Raw genomic sequence first — 22,063 nt, 5'->3', positions numbered from 1 at the left:
GCCATATCCCGGACATGAGCGTAGCCTTCACCAAGGAATCCGATGCCGAGGCGGTTGCCGCCAACCTGCCCGACCGGCCCGTGCCGACCCACGCCAACCTCGTGACCGCCGCCGGCCTCGCCGCCATCGACGCGGCGCTGGCGGAGGCCCGCGCCGCCTATGACGAGGCCCGCGCCGGCGGCGAGATCAGCGCCGACCGCAGCGCCATGGCGGTTGCGACCCGCGAGCTGCGCTATTGGTCTGCGCGCCGCGCCAGCGCCCAGCTGATCGAAGGCACGCCCGCGGACGGCGTCGTCGGTTTCGGCAGCAGCGTCCGCATCGAGCGTGCCGACGGTCGCGTCCAGACCTGGCGCATCGTCGGCGACGACGAGGCCGACCCGGCGACGGGCAGCGTCTCCTATGTCTCCCCGCTCGCCCGCGCCGTCATGGGCCGCCGCATCGGCGACGTCGCGATGCTGGCCGGCCACGAGGTCGAGATCGTCGCGGTCGGGTGATGCCGGCAACGCCCCGCGCCGCGACGACGTTAGCGTGGGCTATGATGCTCCGCCTGCTGCCGATCCTTGCCCTGTTCCTCCTTGCCGGCTGCGAACGCATCCGCACCGCGCAAAAGGACATGCCCTGGACGCCATTGTCGCTGTCCGAGCCGATCGGCTGGTCGACCGGGCGGAAGCTGGCGGCGCTGACCACCAATGCGCCGAAATGCCTGGCGCTGCTCGATGCCGCCGGCGTGCGCCATGCGCCCTTGCCGCCGGTCTCGAAGGACCAGTGCGGCTATGCCGATGGGGTCACGCTGGAACGCGGCGGCGCGCTCGATATCCGCTTCCATCCCGGCAACCTCGGCGTTGCCTGTCCCGTCGCGGCGGCGCTGACGATCTGGCAGCGCGAGGTTGTCCAGCCCGCCGCCACCCGGCATTTCGGAAAGCCGGTTGTCGGGATCGACCATTATGGCAGCTTCAGCTGTCGCCGCATCAACGGCCGCCCGGAAGGCGACTGGAGCGAGCACGCCACCGCCGACGCCATCGACATCGCCGGGTTCCGATTGAAAGGTGGCGACACCGTCAGCATCCGCCGCGACTGGACCGGGAACCCGGCGCGCGCCGCCTTCCTGCGCGAGGTTCGCGACGGCGGCTGCAAGGTCTTCGCGACGGTTCTGTCGCCGGACTATAACGCTGCCCATGCCGATCATCTTCACATGGACCAGGCCGCCCGCGGGCGTTTTGGCAGCATGTGCGCCTAGGCGATCAGCGCAGGCTGGCGATATTCAGCCCATCCTGCTTCGCCCGCGCCTTGGTCGATTCCTCGCTGCGGGTCAGCGCCCGGGCGATCGCGCGCAGCGGCATGCCTTTCTTGGCCAGCGTGTGCAGCTTCTGCACCTCGTCGCTGGTCCAGGCTTGCTTGTGACGTTCGAATCGTTCGGCCATGGCGCCGTCATAGACGCGCACCGCGGACGACGGTAGGGGCTGGACCCCCGCCGCGGCCCGCCGTAAAGGCAGCGCCATGAAAGCCCGCGTCACCATCACCCTGAAACCCGGCGTGCTCGATCCGCAGGGCCGTGCCATCCAGAACGCGCTGGGCGGCCTCGGTTTCGCCGGCGTCGACGGCGTCCGCCAGGGGAAGGTCATCGAGCTCGACCTCGCCGACGGCACCAGCGAGGCGACGATTGCCGAGATGGCGACCAGGCTGCTCGCCAATACCGTCATCGAAAACTACCGGATCGAAGTGCTGTGAAAGCCGCGGTCGTCGTGTTCCCGGGCAGCAACTGCGACCGGGATCTCGCCGTCGCTATCGAACGCATCACCGGTACCGCGCCGGCGATGGTCTGGCACCGCGACACCGAATTGCCCGAAGGCCTCGATCTCGTCGCCCTGCCCGGCGGCTTTTCCTACGGCGACTATCTCCGCTCCGGCGCGATGAGCGCGCGGTCGCCGGTCATGCAGGCAGTGATCGCCGCCGCCGGCGAAGGCCGCGCCGTGCTGGGCGTCTGCAACGGCTTCCAGGTGCTGACCGAGGCGGGGCTACTGCCCGGCGCGCTGATGCGCAACGCCGGCCTCGATTTCGTCTGCCGCGACGTCGCCCTGACCGTCGAGAACAGCCAGACGATGTTCACCGCCCGTTATGACGCCGGCGCCACCATCCGCATCCCCGTTGCCCATCACGACGGCAATTATGTCGCCGATGCCGACACGCTCGACCGGCTGGAAGGTGAAGGCCGGGTGGTGTTCCGCTATGCCGAGGCCGTCAACGGTTCGGCCCGCGACATTGCCGGCATCGTCAACGCCCAGGGCAATGTGCTCGGCCTGATGCCGCATCCCGAACGCCTGATCGAAGCCGAACAGGGTGGCACCGACGGGCGCGCGATGTTCGAGGCGTTGCAGGCAGCGCTCGGCTAGACCTTTGTCGCGAACGGGGTGAAATCCGTCTTCGTGTCGAACACATCGAGCCCTTCGGCCTGCTTGAAGAACGCCACCACGCGATAGGTCACCGGCGTCAGCACGATCTCCCAAAGCACCTTCAGCAGGTAATTGGTGACGAGCACCGACACGACCAGTTTCGTCTCCCACACGCCCAGGAAGGCCAGCGGGTAGAAGATCAGGCTGTCGACCCCCTGCCCGACCACCGTCGAACCGATCGTGCGGGTCCACAGATGTTTGCCGCCGGTCATCACCTTCATCCGCGCCAGCACGAAGGCATTGGCCATTTCCCCGGCCCAGAAAGCGAGGATCGAGGCGAGAAAGATGCGCGGCACCTGGCCGAAGACCTCGGCTAGCGCCTTTTGCCCCGCCCAGTCGGGCGAAGGCGGCAGCGCGACGACAACAAAGGCCATGGCGGCGGCAAAGACCGAGGCGGCAAAACCGACCCACACCACCCGCCGGGCGCGCGCAAAGCCATAGACCTCGGTCATCACGTCGCCGAGCACATAGCCCAGCGGAAAGAACAGGATGCCGGCGCCAAAGGTTACCGTGCCGAGCACCGGAACCGTGATCTGTGCCGGCTTGCCCGCGCCGATCAGGTTGGAGCAGATCAGGATGACGGCGAACGCCGCCATGGCGAAATCATAATAGCGCAGCTGCCGCCCGGCGAGCGCGTCGGCATCGACTGCGGTGATGCCGGCAGGTTCCTCGGTCGCCTTGATATCCATAGCCCGTCCCCCGGTCGCGACGGGACTTTAGCGGCTCAGGCGATGCTGTCGAGAAAGCCGATCAGCGCAGCCTCGTCGGCATCGAGATCACCGGTGAAGCGCCCGGCGAGCGCCCCGGCCCGCCAGCCGGTGAACACCTCCGGATGGATATAGGCCTTGCGGCACACCGCCGGCGTGTTGCCGAGCAGACCGGCTGTCTCCTTGACGCAGGTCACCAGCTGCCGCTTGGCCTCCGCCTCCGACAGCGGCGGATCGGCCACCGCGAGCTGCTGCGCAGCCGCCAGCGTCGCCGCCCAGGTGCGGAAGTCCTTGGCGGTAATGTCCTCGCCGCTGATGTCGCGCAGATAATCGTTCACATCGGCCGAATCGATCTGGCGCGGCATGCCATCGTCGTCCTGATACTGGAACAGCCGCTGGCCGGGCATGTCGTGGAGCTTGCGGACGATATTGGCGACGCGGCGGTCACCAATCTTCGCCTTGTGACGCACCCCGCTCTTGCCCCGGAAATCGAGCACCAGCGCGGCGCCCTCGGTCTTCAGATGACGGTTGCGCAGCGTCGTCAGCCCGAAGCTCTTGTTCGATCGCGCATATTCGTCGTTGCCGATGCGGACCAGCGTCAGCTCGAGCAGCCGGACGATCGTCGCCAGGACGCGTTCGCGCGACAGGTCGCGGCGGCGCAGGTCGGCATCGACGGCGGCACGACTCCGCGGCAGCGCCCGGCCGAACGCCGCCATATGCGCAAACTTGGCGGTGTCGCGGGTCTCGCGCCATTTGGCATGGTAGCGATATTGCTTGCGGCCGCGCACATCGCGCCCGGTCGCTTGTATGTGCCCGCGCGGCTGTGCGCAGATCCACACATCGGTCCACGCCGGCGGGATCACCAGCGCCTTGATACGGCCAAGTGTTTCGGCGTCGCGCAGCTTGCGGCCATCGACCCCACGATAGGCAAAGTCGTCGCCCGCGCGCTCCCGCGTGATGCCCGGATCATCGTCGTTGACATAGCGGAGCCCGGCTTCCTTCGCCGCTGCGACACTCTCCGGATCCGTCGCCAATCGTGCTGCTCCCAATTTGTTACGGGTGGAAACCATGGCTGCGTCGCCGGTTCCTTGTTCCTATTATGTTCTGCCTGTGGCACACTGGCGCGCATGGCCGAGTCGCCGCCTCTTCGCTGGCTCTATCTTGATCTCAACAGCTATTTCGCGAGCGTCGAGCAACAGCTGAACCCCGCCATCCGCGGCCGCCCGGTCGTGGTCGCGCCGGTCGATACCGACAGCACCAGCGCCATCGCCGCCAGCTATGAGGCCAAGGCCTATGGCATCCGCACCGGCACCAAGATCTGGGAGGCGAAAGCCTTGTGCCGCGATCTGATCATCGTGCCCGGCCGCCATGAGGATTATGTCCGCTTCCACCACAAGATCATCGCCGAGGTCGAGCGCCACGTTCCCGTCACCGCCGTCTGCTCGATCGACGAGGTCGCCTGCCGCCTGCTCGACAACGAAAACGGCATCACCGAGGTGACCGCGCTGGCGGCGCGCATCAAGGCCGGCATCCGCGAACACGTCGGCGAATGCCTGACCTCGTCGATCGGCGTCGCCCCCAACCGCCTGCTCGCCAAGATCGCCGCCGACATGCAGAAACCCGACGGCCTGACCATCCTGCCCGCCGCAACGCTCCACGACCGGCTCTGCACGCTCAAGCTGTCGGACATCCCGGGCGTCGGCCGCAACATGGAAAAGCGCCTGGCCGCCGCCGGCGTCGTCACCATGGAACGCCTGCTGTCGCTCGACGAGCGCGAGGCGCGGCTGGCCTGGGGCAGCGTCTGGGGCACCCGGCTGCACTGGCTGCTGAAGGGCGAGGAGGTCGCCGAGATTCCCACCGTCAGCCGCAGCATCGGCCACAGCCATGTCCTCGGCCCCGAAAAGCGCAGCCCCGATCGCGCCCGGCTGGTGGCGCGCCGGCTGACCGCCAAGGCCGCCACCCGGCTGCGGCGTGCCGAACGCCGCACCGGCCAGATGGTGCTGGCGGTGAAGGCGGAGGGCGAGCGCGGCGAGAAGGGCGCGAAATGGGCCCATGGCGTCCGTCTGCCCCAGGTCATGGACACTGTCACGCTGCTGGCTGCCCTTGATCGGCTGTGGGACCGGATGCTGGCCGAATTCGCCGGGCGGCGCTTCATCCAGGTCGCGGTGACGCTGGGTGAGCTCGCCGATGCCGACGCCGTGCAACTGCACCTGTTCGACAGCGGCGCCGCGCTCGGCCGGCAGGACGAGGCCCGCCGCCTGGCGCTCAGCCGGGCGATGGACAAGGTCAACCAGCGCTTCGGCCGCGACGCCGTCACGCTCGGTCATGACGCCGCCGGCGCCTCGCGCAGTTCGGGGCCCCGGATCGCCTTCACCCGGATCCCCGAGCTGGCGGAGTTCCGGGAATGACGGCGGCCGGCGTCCGTATTCTCCCGTAAAGACCGGCCGCGCCGCGGCCGGCAGATTGCCCATGGCGGCGCATTGCACCGGGAAAGGCGACGGGCTTGAAGTCGATCATGCTGCATATCCATGACGATGCCGAACAGGGCAATCGGCTGCAGCTGGCGCTCGACCTGGCCCGGCTCGGGGGTGGCCATATCAGCTGCGTGCAGGTGGCCGCTGTCGAGCCCTATGCCTCCGATCCCTATGGCGGGCTGTTCGGGCTGGCGGCGATCATCGACACGATTCACGACCAGGACAAGCTGGCACGCCAGGCCATCGAGGCGCGGCTGGCGCGTGAGGATGTCGCCTGGGACTGGCGCTGTTTCGATGGCGGCGTCGTCGAGACGCTGATTGCGCAGAGCCGCCTCGCCGATGTGCTGGTGGTCAGCCAGCCGATGCCGGGCCGCCACGTCCATGATCACCCGCTGCCGATCGTCGGCGATGTCGTCCTTCATACCAGCGCACCGGTGCTCGTCGCGCCGATCGGCGCCCGCGGTTTCAAGGACGACGGCAATGCCCTTCTCGCCTGGAACGGTTCGGCCGAGGCTGCCCACGCCATGCGGCTGACCGTGCCGCTGCTGAAGCACGCCGCCTGCGTGCATGTCGTCGAGGTCGGCGACGACGCGTCGGGAACCCCGCCGGTCGAGGCTGCCAGCTATCTCGTCCGCCACGGCATTCCTTGCGAAGTGCACGACTGGCCGGCCAAAGGCCGCCGCACGGCGGTCGCGCTGCTCGATGCCGTCGCCGAGCTGGACGCCGACTACCTCGTCATGGGCGCCTATGGCCACAGCCGGCTGCGCGAAACCGTGCTCGGCGGGGTGACGCGGGCGCTGATCCAGTCGGCGACCGTTCCGCTGCTGCTGGCGCATTGATAAGTCGGCGGCTTTGCGCGTACAGATGGCCATGTGCCCGTTCCGATCCACCGCGCCAGATGGAGCGGACAGCGCTGTAACCGGGTCCGATTTCGCCGACAGCGCCGCCTACCAGAAATCGATCCTGGCAACCGTTCCCGATGCGATGATCGTCATCAATTCGCACGGCACCATCCTGTCGTTCAGCGCCGCGGCACAACGCATGTTCGGCTATGCGGAGGCCGATGTCGCCGGCAAGAACGTCAAGATCCTGATGCCGGAGCCCGATCGCGCCGCCCATGACAGCTATATGGAACGCTATCTCGAAACCGGCGTCGCCCGCATCATCGGCATCGGTCGCGTCACCACGGCGCGCCGCCGCGACGGCAGCAATTTCCCGATCGAGCTGTCGATCGCCGATGCCCATATGGCGCAGGGCCGCGTCTTTACCGGCTTCATCCGCGACCTGACCGAAAGCCAGCGCACCGAGCGGCGGCTGCAGGACCTGCAGGCCGAATTGAGCCACATGTCGCGCATCACTGCGATGGGCTCGCTGGCGTCGGCGCTGGCGCACGAGCTCAACCAGCCGCTGACCGCCATCGCCAACTACATGGAAGGGGCGCGCGACCTGCTCGACAGGCCCGACGCCGAATCGCTGGCAATGGTCCGCGAAGCGCTCGACGAGGCGGCGGCGCAATCGATCCGCGCCGGCCAGATCGTGCGCCGGCTGCGCGACTTCATCGCGCGCGGCGACAGCGAAAAGCATGTCGAGAGCCTGCGGAAACTGGTGACCGAGGCGAGCGCGCTTGCCCTGACCGGCACCGGCACGTCACTCGTCGACGTCGCCGTCAGGCTCGACAGCGTCGCGGACCTGGTGCTTGTCGACCGCATCCAGATCCAGCAGGTCATGCTCAACCTGATCCGCAACGCCGTCGAGGCCATGCAGCGCAGCCCGCGCCGGCGCATCGACATCCGCAGCATCGCGACCGATAACGAGACCGTCACCGTCATCGTCGCCGACAGCGGACCGGGGTTAGCGCCCGACATCCAGCGCCATCTGTTCGAACCGTTTCATACCAGCAAGGAGCAGGGCATGGGGCTTGGCCTGTCGATCAGCCGGAGCATCATCGAGGCACATGGCGGCCGCATCTGGGCGGAACCCGCCGACATCGGCGGCGCCGCCTTCCACTTCACCCTCGCGCGGGCCACGGTGGCCGATCATGTCTGAGCCGCGCGTCTATGTCGTCGACGACGAACTCGCGGTGCGGCGCTCGATCGGCTTCATGCTGAAGACCGCCAGCATGGCCGTCGACACGTTCGAATCGGGCGAGGAGTTCCTGAAAGCCGCCGCTCATCTCGACAGCGGCTGCGTGCTGCTCGACGTGCGGCTGGCTGGCATCGATGGGCTGGCCGTACAGGAACAGTTGCGCGCCCGCGGCATCATGCTGCCGGTGATCATCATCACCGGCCATGGCGATGTCGGCCTGGCGGTACGCGCCATGAAGGCCGGCGCCGTCGATTTCATCGAAAAGCCGTTCGAAAAGGCGACGCTGCTCGCCGCCATTGCCCAGGCGCACCTGCACAATGCCGGCCGCGAGCAGCTTCACACGCTCGCCAAGGCAGCACAGGCGCGGCTCAACGTGCTGACGCCGCGCGAACGCGACGTGCTGGAGGGGCTGGTCAACGGCCAGTCGAACAAGGTCGTCGCCTATGACCTCGGCATCAGCCCGCGCACCGTCGAGATCCACCGCGCAAATCTGATGCAGAAACTCGACGTCCACAGCCTGTCGGAGGCGCTGCGCATCGCCTTCACCGCACGCATGGGGGCGATCGAAGGCAACGCCTGATCCTTTCGGGACGGCGTCAGGCCCTGCCCTTGCGCCGCTGGCAACCGGCGTGGCACGCCTGGTCACAGGCCTTTCCCGGCAGCTTACCGGGCGCCTCTGTACTGCCGCCGCTGCACAGCGCCACCGTCATCGGCAGCGCCGCCGCCGAACCGCCGGCCATCAGCACGGCGGCGATCAGCGCCGGCAACCAGGCGACGGGCTTGTCACGCCCCATCGGACGGCTCCAGCGGCTTGTCGCCATCGTCGATCAGGATGCGCAGCGCAGCGCCATCGAGATCGTCGTACTGATGATGCCGCAGCGCCCAGAAGAACACCAGCAGCCCGCCCAGCCCGAGCGCCAGTGCCACCGGGATCAGGATGACGAGCCCGTTCACTTGCTGGCCCCGCGCAGGCGCAGCGCGTTGGCGACGACGATGACCGACGACCCCGACATGGCAAGCGCCGCCACCAGCGGCGTCACCTGGCCGGCGATCGCCAGCGGCACCGCGACGACATTATAGGCGATCGCCATGGCAAAGTTCTGCCGGACGATACGCGCCGTCGCCCGCGCCACCCGCACCGCGGTCGCCACCGGCGCCAGGCTATCGCCCAGGAACACCGCATCGGCAGCATTTTGGCTGGCATCGCTCGCCGACGCCGGCGCCATCGCGACATGCCCGGCGGCCAGCGCCGGGCCATCGTTGAGGCCGTCGCCGACCATCAGCACCCGTCTGCCCTCCGCCGCGAGCGCGCCGATCGCCGCCAGCTTGTCTTGCGGCGACAGGCCGGCGCGGGCGTTGAGGCCGAGGTGCTGCGCCACCGCCGCGACCGCCGAGGGACGATCCCCCGACAGGATCGAGGCCGGCAGCCCGAGCCGCGACAGCTCGGCGACTGTCGCGGCGCAATCGGGCCGCAGCGGATCGGCAAATTCGATGGTCGCGGGCGCCGCATCGCCAATGCGCAAGGCGCAGGCGGGTGCGTCCGACGCTGCCTCGGCGCGCGCCAGGCTGACCGTCTTGCCCTCCCAGCGCCCGAACATGCCCTGCCCGGCCAGCTCGGCAATGTCGATGATCCGCGCCGGCACGACGCCGTCGCTTGCCAGCGCGTGCCGCAGGGCATTGCTCAACGGATGGCGGCTGGGCTCCGCCAGCGCCAAAGCCAGCGATTGCTGCTGCGGCGAGAGCCGTTCAAGCGCCAGCGGCTGCGGGTGGCCGAGCGTCAGCGTGCCGGTCTTGTCGAAGACGACGCGGTCGGCCTCGGCCAGTCGTTCGAGTGCGGAACCATCCTTGACCAGTACGCCCGCCCGCATCAGCGCACCGGCGGCGACGATCTGTGCCGCCGGCACCGCCAGGCCCAGGGCGCACGGGCAGGTGATGATCAGCACCGCGGCAGCGATCAGCAGCGCCTGGTGCCAGCCCGCGCCGGCGAGCAGCCAGCCGACGAGGCTGAGCAGCGCCAGCGCATGGACGGCGGGGGCGTACAGCCGCGCCGCGCGGTCGGCGATGCGGACATAGCGTGACCGCGATTGCCCGGCACTGTCCATCAGCCGCGCGATGTCGGCGATGCCGGTATCGGCGCCGGCAGCGGTGACGCGCACCTGCAGCGGACTGTCGATGTTTATGGTGCCGGCCAGCGCCAGGTCGCCCGGCAGCGCCAGCACGGCCGCGCTTTCGCCGGTCAGCAGCGAGCGATCGACATGACTGCGGCCAACGATAATCTCGCCGTCGGCCGCCAGCCGTTCACCCGCCGCGACCAGCATGGTCATGCCCCGCCGCAAGTCGGCGGCGGCCATCCAGATGCTGGCGCCGCCGGGCACCGCGACCAGCGCGCCCGCTGCGGCATGGCGCAGCAGCGCCGTCACCCCATCGCGAGCACGGTCGCGCATCACGGCATCGAGCCAGCGCCCGGTCAGCAGGAAGAACAGCAGCATGACGGCGCTGTCGAAATAGGCATGGGCGCCGCCTGTCATCGTCTCATACAGGCTGAGTGCCGTCGCCAGCGTCACGCCGATCGAGATCGGCACGTCCATGTTGGTGCGGCCGTGGCTGACCGCCATCCAGGCCGATCGAAAGAACGGCTGGCCGGCATAGGCAATCGCCGGTAGTGCGATCAGCGCCGACAGCCAGTGGAACAGGTCTCGCGTCGCACCGGTCGCGCCCGACCAAACCGACACCGACAGCAGCATGACATTCATCGCGGCAAAGCCCGCCACCGCCATGGCGCGCAGCAATTGCCGGCTTTCATCGCCGCTGCTCGCCGGCACGGCATTGCCGAGCGGTTGCGCCTCGAAACCCAGCGCGGCCAGCGCCGCCGTCAGTTCGGGAACCGCCAGCACCGGCAGATGCGTGACCGTCACCCGCTTCGCGGTGAAATTGGCCCGCGCGGCCACCACCCCCGGCACCGCTGCCAGCCCGGTTTCCAGCTTCGAAATGCAGCCGGCACAGCGCATCCCGGGGACCGAAAACAACGTTTCGGGCAGCGCTGTCGCGGCACCGGCAGAGACGGCGACCGTCATTGCAGCGTCTCGGCCAGCCGCGCAGTGCGGCCGCCATGGGCGACCGCCACCCTCACCAGCCAACGTCCCGGCGGCAGCGGCGCCGCGCTGCGCAAGCCGCCGTCTGATCCCGGCGCAAATACCAGCGCGACATCGGGCGCCCCGCCAAGCGGGTGGTGCGCGGTGCCCGTCGCCGTCGCACTGCCGGCGCCCGCCAGCGCAACCGTGACATGCCGGGCCCGATCGACGCCAAGCCGCGCCTGCCAGCCATAGCCGGCCTGTGCCCGCGCCGCATGCAGCCATCCGTTGAACTGCTGGCTGGCAACATAGCTGTTGTCGACGACGGTGCCGCCAAAGGTCCGGCTGGCAAAGGTCGCCATGGTGATGTTCACCCCGACGACAAGGCCGAAAAAACCGACCATCACTGCCAGCATGTGGCGTCCGGTAAAGCCGCGGCTCATTCGTCGTCCTCCTGATCGGGCCGTTCGAAGACCACGACGTCGCGCGCCGGTCGGGCTTCGCGACTGCCGGGCGCACCATCGGTCGGCTGCGCGACAATCCCGAATTCGGCATGCTCGTCACCCGCTGATGGCGCCGCCACGAACAGGCGCAACTGGGTCGTGGCATCGGGCGCCAGGACCACGCGCAGGCTGCGACCGGCGGTCTCGCGGCTGCCGACTTCGCTCCACACCGCAGCATCGGGCAGGCCGGTGACGACCAGGTCGACGGTGCGCGGCCGGGTTTCCATGTTGCGCAGCTTGACGGTGAAGCTGTTCCTGATGCTGCCGTCCGACAGCTGGACATACCGTGGGTTGCGATCGGCGGCCACGCTGATTTCGAGCCGGTCGCGCTGGCCGAGGCTGAACAGCATGGCAGCGCCGATGCCCGCCCAGATGCCGAAATACACCAGCGTCCGTGGCCGCAGCAGCGTCCGCCACACCCGTCGCGCCGTGCCGCCGGCCTTTTCGACGACGGCGTCATCGAGCGTCGCATAGTCGATCAGTCCGCGCGGCCGGCCGATCTGAGTCATCACCTTGTCGCAGGCGTCGATGCACAGCGCGCAGGTGATGCAGCCGATCTGCGGGCCTTGCCGGATGTCGATACCGGTCGGGCATGCCGCGACACACTGGTTGCAATCGATGCAGTCGCCGGTGCGCCGGACCGCCTGGCCCAGCGTTTCGACCGGATAGTCGGCCTCCATGGCCGACGCCTTCTTCATTCCGGCGCTGCGCGGTTCGCCGCGCCAGTCCTTGTAGGTGACGATCAGCGACTTTTCATCGAGCATCGCGGTCTGGATGCGCGGCCAGGGGCACATGTAGATGCACACCTGTTCCCGCATGAAGCCGCCGAGGATGAAGGTCGTCGCCGTCAGCACGCCGATTGTCGCATAGGCGACAAAGGGCGCCTGCAGGCCGGCGAGATCGCTCGCCAGGGTCGGGGCATCGGCGAAATAGAAGACCCAAGCGCCGCCGGTCAACAGCGCGATCAACAGCCATATCGACCATTTGCCGAGGCGCCTTGCGGCTTTCTCCACCGTCCAAGGCGCCTTGGCGAGCCTGATCTGGGCGTTGCGATCACCATCAATGGCCCGCTCGACATGGACGAACAGGTCGGTCCAGACGGTCTGCGGGCAGGCATAGCCGCACCAGGCCCGGCCTACGGCGGAGGTGATGAGGAACAACCCGATACCGGCCATGACCAGCAGGCCGGCGACGTAATAGAACTCCTGCGGCCATATCTCGATCGAGAACATGTAGAAGCGGCGGTGTGCCAGGTCGATCAGCACCGCCTGGTCGGGGGCATAGGCGCCACGATCCCAGCGCAGCCACGGCGTGACATAATAGATCGTCAGCGTGACGACCATGATCGCCCATTTCAACCGCCGGTAGAAACCATCGACCGCCTTGGGATATACGCCCTTGCGCTTCTGGTAGAGCGGGCTCGACGGGCTGATGAGGTCAAGCGCCGACATTTGACGCGCCCGGGGCCCTCCCCTCAGGAACCACCGCGACGACCGGCGCCGGGGCGGTTTCTCCGCCGCCGAGCGAATGGACATAGGCCGCCAGCATCCGGATCGTTACCGGGTCGAGCCGGCTGTTCCAGCGCGGCATCACCCCGGCATGCGCCTTGGTGATGGAGATGCGCAGTGCCGCCTTGTCGCCGCCGTACAGCCAGATGCCGTCCGTCAGATTGGGCGCGCCGAATTCGCGGCCGCCCTTGCCGGCGGTGCCGTGGCAGGCGCTGCAGTTGGTTTCGAACAGCGCCGCGCCGGCGGCGCTCGGCTTGCCCTTGCCCGAAATGTTGCGGACATGGGCCACCAGGCGCTCGATCTCACCCGGCGTCAACACGTCGGCGAACGGCGGCATCTGCGACTGGCGGGTCTCGTCATGGTCCGGGTTCCGGATGCCGTGCGTCAGCGTGTATTCGATGCTCGTCAGGTCACCGCCCCACAGCCAGTCATCGTCGTTGAGGTTGGGATAGCCAACGGAACCGGCGGCGCCCGAGCCATGGCACTGGACACAATGCACCTTGAAGGCGGCACGGCCGCCCTCGATGGCGGTGCGCAGCAACTGCGGCTGGGCCGGCAGCGCCTCGATCGGCAACGCCGCAATGGCAGCCAGCGTCGAGGCCTTGCGCGTCCGCTCGGCGGCAACCGCGGCGGCAAGGTCGCCGCGGCTCGACCAGCCGAACATGCCTGCCGATGCCGAATGGCGCATCGGGATCGCCGGGTAGACGACGACATAGCCAGCCGCAAAGACAATGCAGGCTACAAAGATCATCAGCCACCAGCGTGGCAGCGGCGTGTCAAGCTCCTCGATGCCGTCCCATTCATGGCCGACGGTCGTCGTGCCGGTCGGTTCATCAACGCGCTTGGTCATCGCAGCCATCCTTGAAGATCATGTTGGCAGCTTCGTCGAGGCGCCGAGCCGACCCCTTGCGGAAGGTCCAGCCGACAAAGGTCACGAACATCACGCCCATCGCGACCAGCCCCCAGCTGTCGGCAAGATGGCGGAGCTGGTCATAGCTCATTTCGCCGTTTCCTGCGGTGCAGCGGCCTCGAAGTCGACCAATGTGCCGAGCATCTGCAGATAGGCGACGAGCGCATCCATCTCGGTCAGCTGCCTGGGATCGCCGTCGAAATCGCGGGCCTGCGACTTGGGATAGCGCGCCTTCAGCGCCGTCGTGTCGGCATCGGGATCGGCCTGCGCCTTCAGGTCATCGTTGGCACGCGCGACTGCCTCGGCCGTGTACGGCACGCCGACATGGGTCAGCGCCTTCAGATGGTCGCGCATGTCGCCGGCGCTCAGCGGCCGCGTCGCCATGAAGGCATAGCTCGGCATGATCGATTCCGGCACGACGCTGCGCGGATCGGTCAGGTGCTGGACGTGCCAACCGTCGGAATAGCGCCCGCCGACACGCGCCAGGTCGGGCCCGGTGCGCTTCGACCCCCATTGGAACGGATGGTCGTACATGCTTTCGGCGGCCAGGCTGTAATGGCCATAGCGCTCCACCTCGTCGCGGAAGGGCCGCACCATCTGGCTGTGACAATTGTAGCAACCCTCGCGCATGTAGATGTTGCGGCCAGCCAGCTCGAGCGGGGTATAGGGGCGGACGCCCTCCACCTTCTCGATGGTGCTGTCGATCCAGAACAGCGGTGCGATTTCGACGATGCCGCCGATCGCGACGGCAACTAGGGCCAGCACACCGAGCAGCGTGATGTTGCGCTCGATGGTCCGGTGGGAAAAGCCGCCGGCTTCGGTTTTCGGGTCATTTGCCATTGTCCGGTCCCCTATTCTGCGGGCTGGGCGAGCAGCGGACGGTCCGCGGCGGCGTTGTAGGGCGTCTCGGTCATCGGCTTTTCGACCCGGATCTTGCCGGCAATCGTCATCCCGATGTTGTAGGCAAAGATCAGCGCGCCGCTGAGATAGAGCAGTCCGCCCGTCGCCCGGATCAGGTACATCGGGTGCATCGCCGCCACGACTTCGGCAAAGCTGTTCACCAGATAGCCGTCGGCGCCATATTCGCGCCACAGCAGGCCCTGCATGATGCCGGCGACCCACATCGACGCGGTGTAGAGCACGATCCCGATAGTGGCGGTCCAGAAATGCCAGTTGATCAGGCGGAGGCTGTACAGCCGCTCGCGCTTCCACAGGCGCGGCGTCATGTAATACATGCAGGCAAAGGTGATCATGCCGTTCCAGCCAAGCGCGCCGGAATGGACATGGCCGATCGTCCAGTCGGTATAATGGCTCAATGAATTGACCGACTTGATCGACATCATCGGGCCTTCGAAGGTGCTCATCCCGTAGAAGGCGAGCGCCATGACCATCATGCGGATGATCGGATCGGTGCGGATCTTGTCCCAGGCGCCGTTGAGCGTCATCAGGCCGTTGATCATGCCGCCCCATGACGGCATCCACAGCATGACCGAGAAGACCATGCCGAGCGTCTGCGCCCAATCGGGCAGCGCCGTATAATGAAGGTGGTGCGGTCCGGCCCAGATATAGAGGAAGATCAGCGACCAGAAGTGGATGATCGACAGCCGGTAGCTATAGACCGGCCGCTCCGCCTGCTTGGGCACAAAATAGTACATCATGGCGAGGAAGCCGGCGGTCAGGAAGAAACCGACGGCGTTATGCCCGTACCACCATTGCGTCAGCGCATCCTGGACACCGGCAAAGGCCGAATATGACTTGCTGCCCACCCAGCTGACCGGCATCGACAGGTTGTTGACCAGGTGCAGCATGGCGACGGTGATGATGAAGCTGAGGTAGAACCAGTTCGCCACATAGATGTGAGGTTCGCGGCGACGCACCAGCGTGCCGACGAAGACCGCAAGATAGGCGACCCAGACGATGGTCAGCCAGATATCGACATACCATTCGGGCTCGGCATATTCGCGCGCCTCGGTGATGCCCATGACATAGCCGGTGGCGGCGAGCACGATGAACAACTGGTAGCCCCAGAACACGAAGCGGGCGAGCGTCGGGAATGCCAACCGCGCCCGGCAGGTGCGCTGGACGACGTAGAAACTGGTGCAGATCAGCGCGTTGCCACCAAAGGCAAAGATCACCGCCGAAGTATGCAGCGGTCGCAACCGGCCGAAACTCGTCCATTCCAGCCCCAGGTTGAGCGCCGGAAAGGTCAGCTGCAGCGCGATGGTCAGGCCGACGAGAAGGCCGACGACGCCCCAGAACGTCGTCGCCATGACGCCCCAGCGCACCGGTTCATCATCATATTCCGACCGGACGACAACGCGTGTGCCAGTGAAATCCGCCGTGCGCAGCGTGGCGACAGCCGCAATCAGCGCGGCCAGGGCGACGATCGCCATGTGCACGGCAAAGCCGCCGTCGACGGCCTTGGCCGTGGCCATGACCGCCGCCACCATCACGGCCGCATAGCCACCCGCCCGCACCACTGTCGCCTGCATCGCACCGCCCCGCTGCTTCGGGTTTGAAGCCTTGGGCAGCAATGCACCCGGGCGGCGGCGTCTCGATATACGGGCTATTGCGGACAGAATGGGGCAGTGCGCCAGCCCGCCCGCGCGTCTTTGGTGCCACATCGCCGGAACCGCCGGGCATCAGCGGCGCTTCATTGCCTGAACCCCCAGCAGCAGGACCCACAAATGCGTGCCATTCTTGCCCTCAGCCTCGCCGTTGGCCTTGCCGCGTGCGGCAACAGCAGCGATGCCCCCAGCCCCGAAGCCAGCACCAGCCGCGGCAGTACGCCGACCACGGCATCGGGCAGCTCCGGCAGCGTCGGCACCGACACGACCGGCGCCGGTACCAGCGCGGGCGATACGACCGGCACCGCCGGCTCCACCCCCGGCGGGGGCATGAACGCGACGACGGGCTCTCAGGCGATGGACATGGGTTCCAGCGGCGCCGGCGGCGCCTCGGGCTCGTCGGGCAGCAGCGTCGGTACCAGCGGCACCCCGACCTCGTCGTCGAACACCAGCACCGTCACCCCGGGCCAGACCAGCCAGGGCACGCCGCCGGGCTGATCTAACCGCCCGACGCCCGCCAAGGCGCGATGACCGTCTCGGCAAACCGCGCCATTTCCTCGGCCTGCGGGCTCATCTGCAGCAGCAGCAGGTCGACGCCGGCGGCTTCATAGTCCGCGATCCGTGCCCGAACCTGCGCCGGCGTCCCGACCAGCCCGGCGCGCAGGCCGCGGTTCGACACCGAATATTCGCGAATCTGGAACTCACGCTCCAGCTGCGTGCCGGACAACCACTGGTCGAAATTGTCATAGCCCGCCGGCGGATCACCGCTCAGGGTCGTGATCCGCGCCAGTTCGGCCTCGGCCTCCGCCTCGCTGTCGCGGACGATGGCATAGCCCGCCATGCCGAACGTCATCGGCGGCAGCCCGAGCGCCGACCGACGCGCCCGCATGTCGGCGACCTTGGCGGCGATCACCTCGGGCGGGTCGCCGTGCATGACATAGGAGTCACAGCGCGCGGCGATCATCGCCTTCGCCGCGTCGCTTTCGCCGCCGGCATAGACCCGGGGCCGCGGCGACGCGATGGGCTTGGGCGCACAGATTGCTGCCTCGGTTCGGTAGAACCGGCCCTCGTGGCTGAAGCGTTCCTCCGACCACAGGCCATCGACCACCGCCAGCCATTCGGCGGTGCGCGCATAGCGGTCGTCGTGCTGGTCGAACTGCAGGCCGTATTGGCGGGCCTCGTCCGCCCACCATGACGACACGACGTTCAGCGTCAGCCGCCCGCCGGCGATATTGTCGATATTCGCCGCCTGCTTGGCGAACAGCGCCGGATGATGGAAATTGGGCCGCACCGCGACCATCAGCTCCAGTGTCGACGTCACGGCCGCCAGCGCCGCCGCCGTTGACCAGGCATCGAGCGCCGGCGCCTCGATCCCCTTGATGTCGTTGAGGTTGAGCTCGGCGATCAGCGTCAGGTCCCAGCCCTGCCGCTCGGCGGCGATCGTCAGGTCGCGCACATAGGCCCAGTCGGCGCGCATGCCTTCGTCGGGCACATTGCGCAGCCAGCCGCCGAACACCGGCATCCAGAAACCAAAGCGCATCAGGCGGCCTTTCGTGTCGCGGCGATATGGCCGCCGAGCCAGTCGACCAGCCGGTCATGCGGATCCCAGCCCAGGACATCGCGCGGATTGGCAACAAAGTTCGACAACACATTGATATCGTAGAACCGCGGGGTGCCGTCGCGATCGTCGATCAGATACTCGACCCCGCCGACATCGAGGCCCGCCGCCTGGGCGATCGCCTCGGCAGCGGCGATCAGGCGCGGCGGCGGATCGGCGCGCACCATGCGCACCGGCGGCCGCCCGACGGCGCAGGCATCCGCCGGGCACAGGTCGAAGGTGTCGCCGGCGCTTTCGATGTCGAGTGCATAGAGATAGCGGCCAGCCAGCGTCTCCACCCGGGTGATGCGGTCGCCGCGCCGCGGCACGTAATCCTGCACCAGGGTGACGCTGTTGATGCCCATCGGCACGCTGCCGTCGGCGATCGCCGCGGCCAGGTCGGCGGCGCCGTCATAGCGCACGATGCCGGCGCCGGCGCCGCCGATATCGGCCTTCACCACCAGCGGAAAACCGATCGTGTCGGCCGCGGCCATCAGGTCGGCACGCGCATGCACCACCCGTGTCGCCGGGGCCGCCAGGCCGAGCCGGTGGATCAGCGCGAGTTGCCGCGCCTTCGATGCATCGATGGCCAGCGCCGCGCTGCCGTTCAGAACGCGGGCGCCTTGCCCCTCCCAATGCGCGAACAGCGCCTGGGCATAGAAGATCGGATGCTCCGCCTGGCGCATGAAGCTCGACATGGCGATACGGTTGAACACCAGCGGCGCCGGGGGCGGGCTGCCCGCCGGGTCGAAGCCATGCCCTTCGGCGGTGACGGCGGCATAGCCGATGCCGGCGCGATCGAGCGCGGCAAACAGCGGCCGGAACCATTCGGGATGCTCGTAGATGATGGCGATATCGGGATGGGTCATCCACCATCTCTAGAGCCAAGCCGCCACCTTCGCCAAGCGGCTGCGACCAAGCCGCGCGTCACGGCGCCCATCCGAAGGCCCGCGTTCGATTTCGACCAGCGTGGCGGGGATTTACTATTAATGAAGGGCGGACCTGCCTATCTGCCGGCGCTTCAGCTGTGAACTATGTCGCCATCGGCCTTGCCGGCATGTTCACATCGGCGATCAGCCGGCCCGTCTACGCCATGGTCAACGACAGCTTTTACGGCGACAATTCGGGTGGCTACATCTTCAGTTTAAATGCCGTATCCGCCGGTGTCCCGGAGCCGGGAGCTGGGCGATGCTGGTCGCGGGCTTCGGCCTTGGGGTGCGGTAGCACGCCGTCGCCAAGGCAAGGTGCACGCAGTCACGGCCTGACGGACCCTAGCATCGTGCAGGGCGCCGTCGGGGGCTTCCGACCGGCGCCTGCTTTCCTGATGCCGTCGCTTGTGCCCACAGCTGCCCGCGGGGGAACGTCCAGTCATGGCAAGTATCGATGGCGCGCGCAGCGCGATGGTTGACGACGCGCGCGGCGCGATGGTTGACGGCGCGCGCGGCGCGATGGTTGACGGCGCGCGCAGCGCGATGGCTGGCGGCGCGCCGTCGGTCCGGATCTATCTGCCGGCACCCGCGCTGCGCAGCTATGTCACCTTTCACTATTTCGTCGAGGCGGACGAACCGTTCAGCGACTTTCTCTATCCCGGACGGGCCAATGTCCACCTCGCAAAACGCGGCGACTGGTGGATCCGGATGTCGGGCTGCTATCCGGATCATGCGCAGCCGGCGCCCCTCTACGGCCCGACCGATCGGCGCGGCGAGATCGTCACCACCGGCGGCAAGACCGTCGGCTTCGGGATGACCCCGCTCGGTTGGGATCGTTTGATCGGAGGCGATGCGGGACGCTTGGCAAACCAGCTCCGCGATCTCGATGACGCGCTCGGCATGCCGGCCGAAGCGCTGCGCGCGGCACTGCGCGACGACGACGATGCGGCCGGCGTCGCCCGTTTCGATGCCCTGCTGGTGGCGCTGCTTGCCGTGCGGCCTCCCAACGACGCATCGCCGATTGCGATCGATGCGGCGCTGCGCCATCAACCTGTCGATGTGCCGGCCTTTGCCGCCGCCGCCGGCGTCTCGATGCGGACGCTGCATCGCGCGGCGCTGCGGACCTTCGGCTTTCCGCCGAAACAACTGCTGCTGCGGCAACGTTTCCTCGATACGCTGGGCCGCATCCGCGTCAATGCGATGGCACCATCGGGTCGGTCGTCGGTGCCCAGTCTTTCGACCAGTCGCACTTCATTCGTGACTAGGCCGACGCCCAGGCCGCGACGGTCGCCTCGAGGACACCCATCGGTACCGGCCCGGCCTTCAACACCAGATCATGGAAGTCGCGGACGTCGAACCGGTCACCCATCCTGGCGCGGGCGGCCTCGCGGGCCGCGGCGATGCGGTTGGCGCCGACCTTGAAGGCGCACGCCTGGCCCGGGATGACGCAATAGCGCACGATCTCGCGGTCGGTGGACAGCGGGGGTTCGCCGGCGTTCTCGACCATCCAGTTCACCGCCTGCGCCCGCGTCCATCGCTCATGGTGCAGACCGGTGTCGACCACGATGCGGGCAGCGCGGAACAATTGCGACTGCAACGCGCCGATGCGCCCGAAGGGATTGTTCTCATAGACTCCGATTTCGTCGGCCACCTGCTCGGCGTAAAGCGCCCAGCCCTCGCTGTACGACGAGAATCGTACCAGCTGCCTGAACAGCGGCAAGGCAGGCGTGTCGCGCATGACGCTTGCCTGGTAATGATGCCCCGGTACGCCTTCGTGGTGGATCAGGGTCGGCATCCGCCACGCCGCATTCTCTTCCGGCTGGAGCAGGTTGACGGTGATGAGGCCGGTCCCGGCGCCGCCGAGACCGTGATACATTGCCCCCGGCGAACCCGATTCCACGCCCGGGTCCATTCGTCGGACCTCGACCGGATGGACCTTGACCGTGTGGAAGCCATTGCCGAGCCTGGCGGTCGTGGCGGCGATCTGGCGCTCCGCCAGCGCCAGCAGCCTGGCCCGACCAGCATCGCCCGACGCCTGAAACCGCGGATCGCTGTCCAGCCCTGAAAGGCGCGCGCCGACGCTGCCCTTGCTGAGCCCCTGCGACGTCAGCAGGCGGTCGATCTCGGCCGAAAGCGCGCGGCATTGCGCCAGGCCTTCGCGGTGCAGTTCGCCGGGGGCGATATCGGTCGTCGTGTTGGCGCGCAGGGCCGAGGCATAATAGGCCTCGCCATCAGGCAGCCGCCAGACGCCGGCCACGTCCGACGCTTGCGGTCGCAGCCCCTCCAGCGCGGCGATCTGGCGATCGAGCGCCGGCACGATCCGCTTGCGCAGGATTGTCTCCGCGCGCGCCGAAACGTCGCCATGGCCCTTGGCCGCGATCCGCGCCAGCATCGGGGTGATCAGCCGGCTCCTCGCCGGGCTTTCGTCGCGCAGCGATTTCAGCTGCGGGACCGTGCGGTCGATGACGAAACCCGGCGGCGAAACGCATTGGGCGGCGTCGTGGCGAACCCGATCGGTCTCCTGGTCGAGCGCCACGGCAAAGCCATCGAGCCGCGCCAGCCAATGCTCGACATCACCGGCGGCATCGAGCGGTTGCCGCTCGCCGATCGACCCCGGTAGCCAGTACCAGGCACCGCCCATCTGCTGGACGACATAGGGACTTGGCCGAAGATTGAGATCGACGAAGCCATAGCGCCCGAGCAGGTCATCGAGCGCGGTATAGACGAAGCGCGCCACGTCGTAATCGAGAGCGGCCGGAGGCGAGAGCGCGGTGCGGTCGATTTTCGACAGTTCGGAAATTGCGACCTTGATCGCGGCGCGGTCGCTGACACGGGCCGCCTGTGAACGATCGTCGAGCCTCGACCGCAGCGCAGGGTCCACGCCGGGCGCCAGCCGCCGACCCGTCGCTTCTTGCGGCATGCGGCGGAGATAGGCTTCGGAATGACGCTGCAGCAGCGCCGCCAGGGCGGCATCCTGCCCACCCGCGGCAAGCGCGGGAAGTGCACTGCTCATCGCGACGACCGCCGCTCCCTGCAAGAAATTACGCCGCTCGATCATGTCAGTCCCCGCATTTGCGTCGCTTGGCATAATGCGGCATCTCGTGCCCCGGCAAGCACGGAATGATCGCGGATTGCCAAGGGCATGCGTCGGCGCCGCGGGTGCGTCGCCTGCATGTCACCGCGGATCATGCCGTGCGATCGGGACGACGAAGGTGACCCAGCCGCCGCTGCTGCCGCCCGCGCCGCATGGGAACGATGTCGT

Annotated in this window: 24 protein-coding genes; 9 read left to right on the top strand and 15 right to left on the bottom strand. The window is 67.8% G+C overall.

The features are described from left to right. The first annotated feature begins 14 nt into the window (after positions 1–14). Together greA and ACP7AI_RS01605 are read left to right on the top strand one after the other, a co-directional pair. Positions 15–494 (top strand): transcription elongation factor GreA, encoded by a 480-nt coding sequence (gene greA / locus ACP7AI_RS01610; protein ID WP_426163336.1) that lies wholly within the window; start codon positions 15–17, stop codon positions 492–494. A 41-nt stretch (positions 495–535) separates the two neighbouring features. Next, positions 536–1,237 carry an extensin family protein gene (locus tag ACP7AI_RS01605; RefSeq protein ID WP_426163334.1) on the top strand — a complete coding sequence of 234 codons (702 nt, stop codon included), beginning with the start codon at positions 536–538 and terminating at the stop codon, positions 1,235–1,237. A 4-nt stretch (positions 1,238–1,241) separates the two neighbouring features. Here ACP7AI_RS01605 and ACP7AI_RS01600 read toward each other — a convergent pair whose 3' ends face one another. Beyond that, positions 1,242–1,421 (bottom strand): hypothetical protein, encoded by a 180-nt coding sequence (locus ACP7AI_RS01600; RefSeq protein WP_426163332.1) that lies wholly within the window; start codon positions 1,419–1,421, stop codon positions 1,242–1,244. 76 nt (positions 1,422–1,497) lie between these two features. Between ACP7AI_RS01600 and purS the strand changes: the two genes are divergently transcribed. Together purS and purQ are read left to right on the top strand one after the other, a co-directional pair. After that, positions 1,498–1,728 (top strand): phosphoribosylformylglycinamidine synthase subunit PurS, encoded by a 231-nt coding sequence (gene purS, locus ACP7AI_RS01595; RefSeq protein ID WP_426163330.1) that lies wholly within the window; start codon positions 1,498–1,500, stop codon positions 1,726–1,728. Beyond that, the gene (gene purQ / locus ACP7AI_RS01590) at positions 1,725–2,390 is read left to right on the top strand and encodes a phosphoribosylformylglycinamidine synthase subunit PurQ (protein ID WP_426163328.1); all 666 of its coding nucleotides are present in this window, start codon (positions 1,725–1,727) and stop codon (positions 2,388–2,390) included. Before purS ends, purQ begins: the two co-directional genes overlap by 4 nt. Here the strand turns inward: purQ and ACP7AI_RS01585 are convergent. Next, positions 2,387–3,139, bottom strand: coding sequence for a queuosine precursor transporter (locus ACP7AI_RS01585; RefSeq protein ID WP_426163326.1), 753 nt, complete (start codon positions 3,137–3,139; stop codon positions 2,387–2,389). The two genes, purQ and ACP7AI_RS01585, sit on opposite strands and share 4 nt — an antisense overlap. Before the next feature lie 35 nt (positions 3,140–3,174). Then, positions 3,175–4,191, bottom strand: coding sequence for a DNA topoisomerase IB (locus ACP7AI_RS01580; RefSeq protein ID WP_426163323.1), 1,017 nt, complete (start codon positions 4,189–4,191; stop codon positions 3,175–3,177). Between the two features lie 93 nt (positions 4,192–4,284). On the opposite strand from ACP7AI_RS01580, the gene ACP7AI_RS01575 reads away from it, so the two are divergent. The 4 genes from ACP7AI_RS01575 to ACP7AI_RS01560 all read left to right on the top strand — a co-directional run bounded on the left by ACP7AI_RS01575 (position 4,285) and on the right by ACP7AI_RS01560 (position 8,296). Beyond that, positions 4,285–5,565: a type VI secretion protein ImpB gene (locus ACP7AI_RS01575; RefSeq protein WP_426163321.1), complete on the top strand. Its 1,281-nt coding sequence runs from the start codon at positions 4,285–4,287 to the stop codon at positions 5,563–5,565. 95 nt (positions 5,566–5,660) lie between these two features. Further along, positions 5,661–6,470 carry a universal stress protein gene (locus ACP7AI_RS01570; protein ID WP_426163319.1) on the top strand — a complete coding sequence of 270 codons (810 nt, stop codon included), beginning with the start codon at positions 5,661–5,663 and terminating at the stop codon, positions 6,468–6,470. Positions 6,471–6,495: 25 nt separating this feature from the next. Then, positions 6,496–7,677, top strand: a complete 1,182-nt coding sequence (locus ACP7AI_RS01565; protein ID WP_426163317.1) for a PAS domain-containing sensor histidine kinase — start codon at positions 6,496–6,498, stop codon at positions 7,675–7,677. After that, a complete protein-coding gene (locus ACP7AI_RS01560) occupies positions 7,670–8,296 on the top strand; it encodes a response regulator transcription factor (protein WP_426163315.1) in 627 nt (208 codons plus the stop codon). The genes ACP7AI_RS01565 and ACP7AI_RS01560 overlap by 8 nt, the downstream gene beginning before the upstream one ends. 16 nt (positions 8,297–8,312) lie before the next feature. Here the strand turns inward: ACP7AI_RS01560 and ACP7AI_RS01555 are convergent, their stop codons facing one another. The 9 genes from ACP7AI_RS01555 to ccoN are packed head-to-tail and all read right to left on the bottom strand — an operon-like array spanning position 8,313 to position 16,200. Then, the gene (locus ACP7AI_RS01555; RefSeq protein WP_426163313.1) at positions 8,313–8,510 is read right to left on the bottom strand and encodes a hypothetical protein; all 198 of its coding nucleotides are present in this window, start codon (positions 8,508–8,510) and stop codon (positions 8,313–8,315) included. Next, complete coding sequence (gene ccoS, locus ACP7AI_RS01550) at positions 8,500–8,670, bottom strand: cbb3-type cytochrome oxidase assembly protein CcoS (RefSeq protein WP_426163311.1); 171 nt, start codon at positions 8,668–8,670, stop codon at positions 8,500–8,502. Before ccoS ends, ACP7AI_RS01555 begins: the two co-directional genes overlap by 11 nt. Next, complete coding sequence (locus ACP7AI_RS01545) at positions 8,667–10,790, bottom strand: heavy metal translocating P-type ATPase (RefSeq protein ID WP_426163309.1); 2,124 nt, start codon at positions 10,788–10,790, stop codon at positions 8,667–8,669. Before ACP7AI_RS01545 ends, ccoS begins: the two co-directional genes overlap by 4 nt. Next, positions 10,787–11,230 (bottom strand): FixH family protein, encoded by a 444-nt coding sequence (locus ACP7AI_RS01540; RefSeq protein WP_426163307.1) that lies wholly within the window; start codon positions 11,228–11,230, stop codon positions 10,787–10,789. Before ACP7AI_RS01540 ends, ACP7AI_RS01545 begins: the two co-directional genes overlap by 4 nt. Continuing rightward, positions 11,227–12,741, bottom strand: coding sequence for a cytochrome c oxidase accessory protein CcoG (ccoG, locus tag ACP7AI_RS01535; protein WP_426163305.1), 1,515 nt, complete (start codon positions 12,739–12,741; stop codon positions 11,227–11,229). The genes ACP7AI_RS01540 and ccoG overlap by 4 nt, the downstream gene beginning before the upstream one ends. Continuing rightward, on the bottom strand, positions 12,728–13,657 hold the full coding sequence (gene ccoP / locus ACP7AI_RS01530; RefSeq protein WP_426163303.1) for a cytochrome-c oxidase, cbb3-type subunit III: 930 nt from the start codon (positions 13,655–13,657) through the stop codon (positions 12,728–12,730). The genes ccoG and ccoP overlap by 14 nt, the downstream gene beginning before the upstream one ends. Continuing rightward, positions 13,632–13,799: a cbb3-type cytochrome c oxidase subunit 3 gene (locus ACP7AI_RS01525; RefSeq protein ID WP_426163301.1), complete on the bottom strand. Its 168-nt coding sequence runs from the start codon at positions 13,797–13,799 to the stop codon at positions 13,632–13,634. The genes ccoP and ACP7AI_RS01525 overlap by 26 nt, the downstream gene beginning before the upstream one ends. Then, positions 13,796–14,548, bottom strand: a complete 753-nt coding sequence (ccoO, locus tag ACP7AI_RS01520) for a cytochrome-c oxidase, cbb3-type subunit II (protein ID WP_426163299.1) — start codon at positions 14,546–14,548, stop codon at positions 13,796–13,798. Before ccoO ends, ACP7AI_RS01525 begins: the two co-directional genes overlap by 4 nt. An 11-nt stretch (positions 14,549–14,559) precedes the next feature. Beyond that, on the bottom strand, positions 14,560–16,200 hold the full coding sequence (ccoN, locus tag ACP7AI_RS01515; RefSeq protein ID WP_426163297.1) for a cytochrome-c oxidase, cbb3-type subunit I: 1,641 nt from the start codon (positions 16,198–16,200) through the stop codon (positions 14,560–14,562). A 195-nt stretch (positions 16,201–16,395) separates the two neighbouring features. Between ccoN and ACP7AI_RS01510 the strand changes: the two genes are divergently transcribed. Next, positions 16,396–16,773 carry a hypothetical protein gene (locus ACP7AI_RS01510; protein WP_426163295.1) on the top strand — a complete coding sequence of 126 codons (378 nt, stop codon included), beginning with the start codon at positions 16,396–16,398 and terminating at the stop codon, positions 16,771–16,773. Position 16,774: 1 nt separating this feature from the next. Here ACP7AI_RS01510 and ACP7AI_RS01505 read toward each other — a convergent pair whose 3' ends face one another. From ACP7AI_RS01505 to ACP7AI_RS01495, 3 genes are all read right to left on the bottom strand, one after another. Beyond that, positions 16,775–17,815: an LLM class flavin-dependent oxidoreductase gene (locus ACP7AI_RS01505; protein WP_426163293.1), complete on the bottom strand. Its 1,041-nt coding sequence runs from the start codon at positions 17,813–17,815 to the stop codon at positions 16,775–16,777. Further along, positions 17,815–18,741 (bottom strand): ATP-grasp domain-containing protein, encoded by a 927-nt coding sequence (locus ACP7AI_RS01500; RefSeq protein ID WP_426163291.1) that lies wholly within the window; start codon positions 18,739–18,741, stop codon positions 17,815–17,817. Before ACP7AI_RS01500 ends, ACP7AI_RS01505 begins: the two co-directional genes overlap by 1 nt. 1,321 nt (positions 18,742–20,062) lie before the next feature. Beyond that, positions 20,063–21,814, bottom strand: a complete 1,752-nt coding sequence (locus ACP7AI_RS01495) for a DUF885 domain-containing protein (protein WP_426163289.1) — start codon at positions 21,812–21,814, stop codon at positions 20,063–20,065. Between the last annotated feature and the right edge of the window lie 249 nt (positions 21,815–22,063).

Source organism: Sandarakinorhabdus sp. DWP1-3-1 (assembly GCF_049896705.1).
Lineage (GTDB): Bacteria > Pseudomonadota > Alphaproteobacteria > Sphingomonadales > Sphingomonadaceae > Sandarakinorhabdus.
The sequence above is the reverse complement of the archived record's forward strand: the minus strand, read 5'-3'. Positions and strand labels throughout refer to the sequence as shown.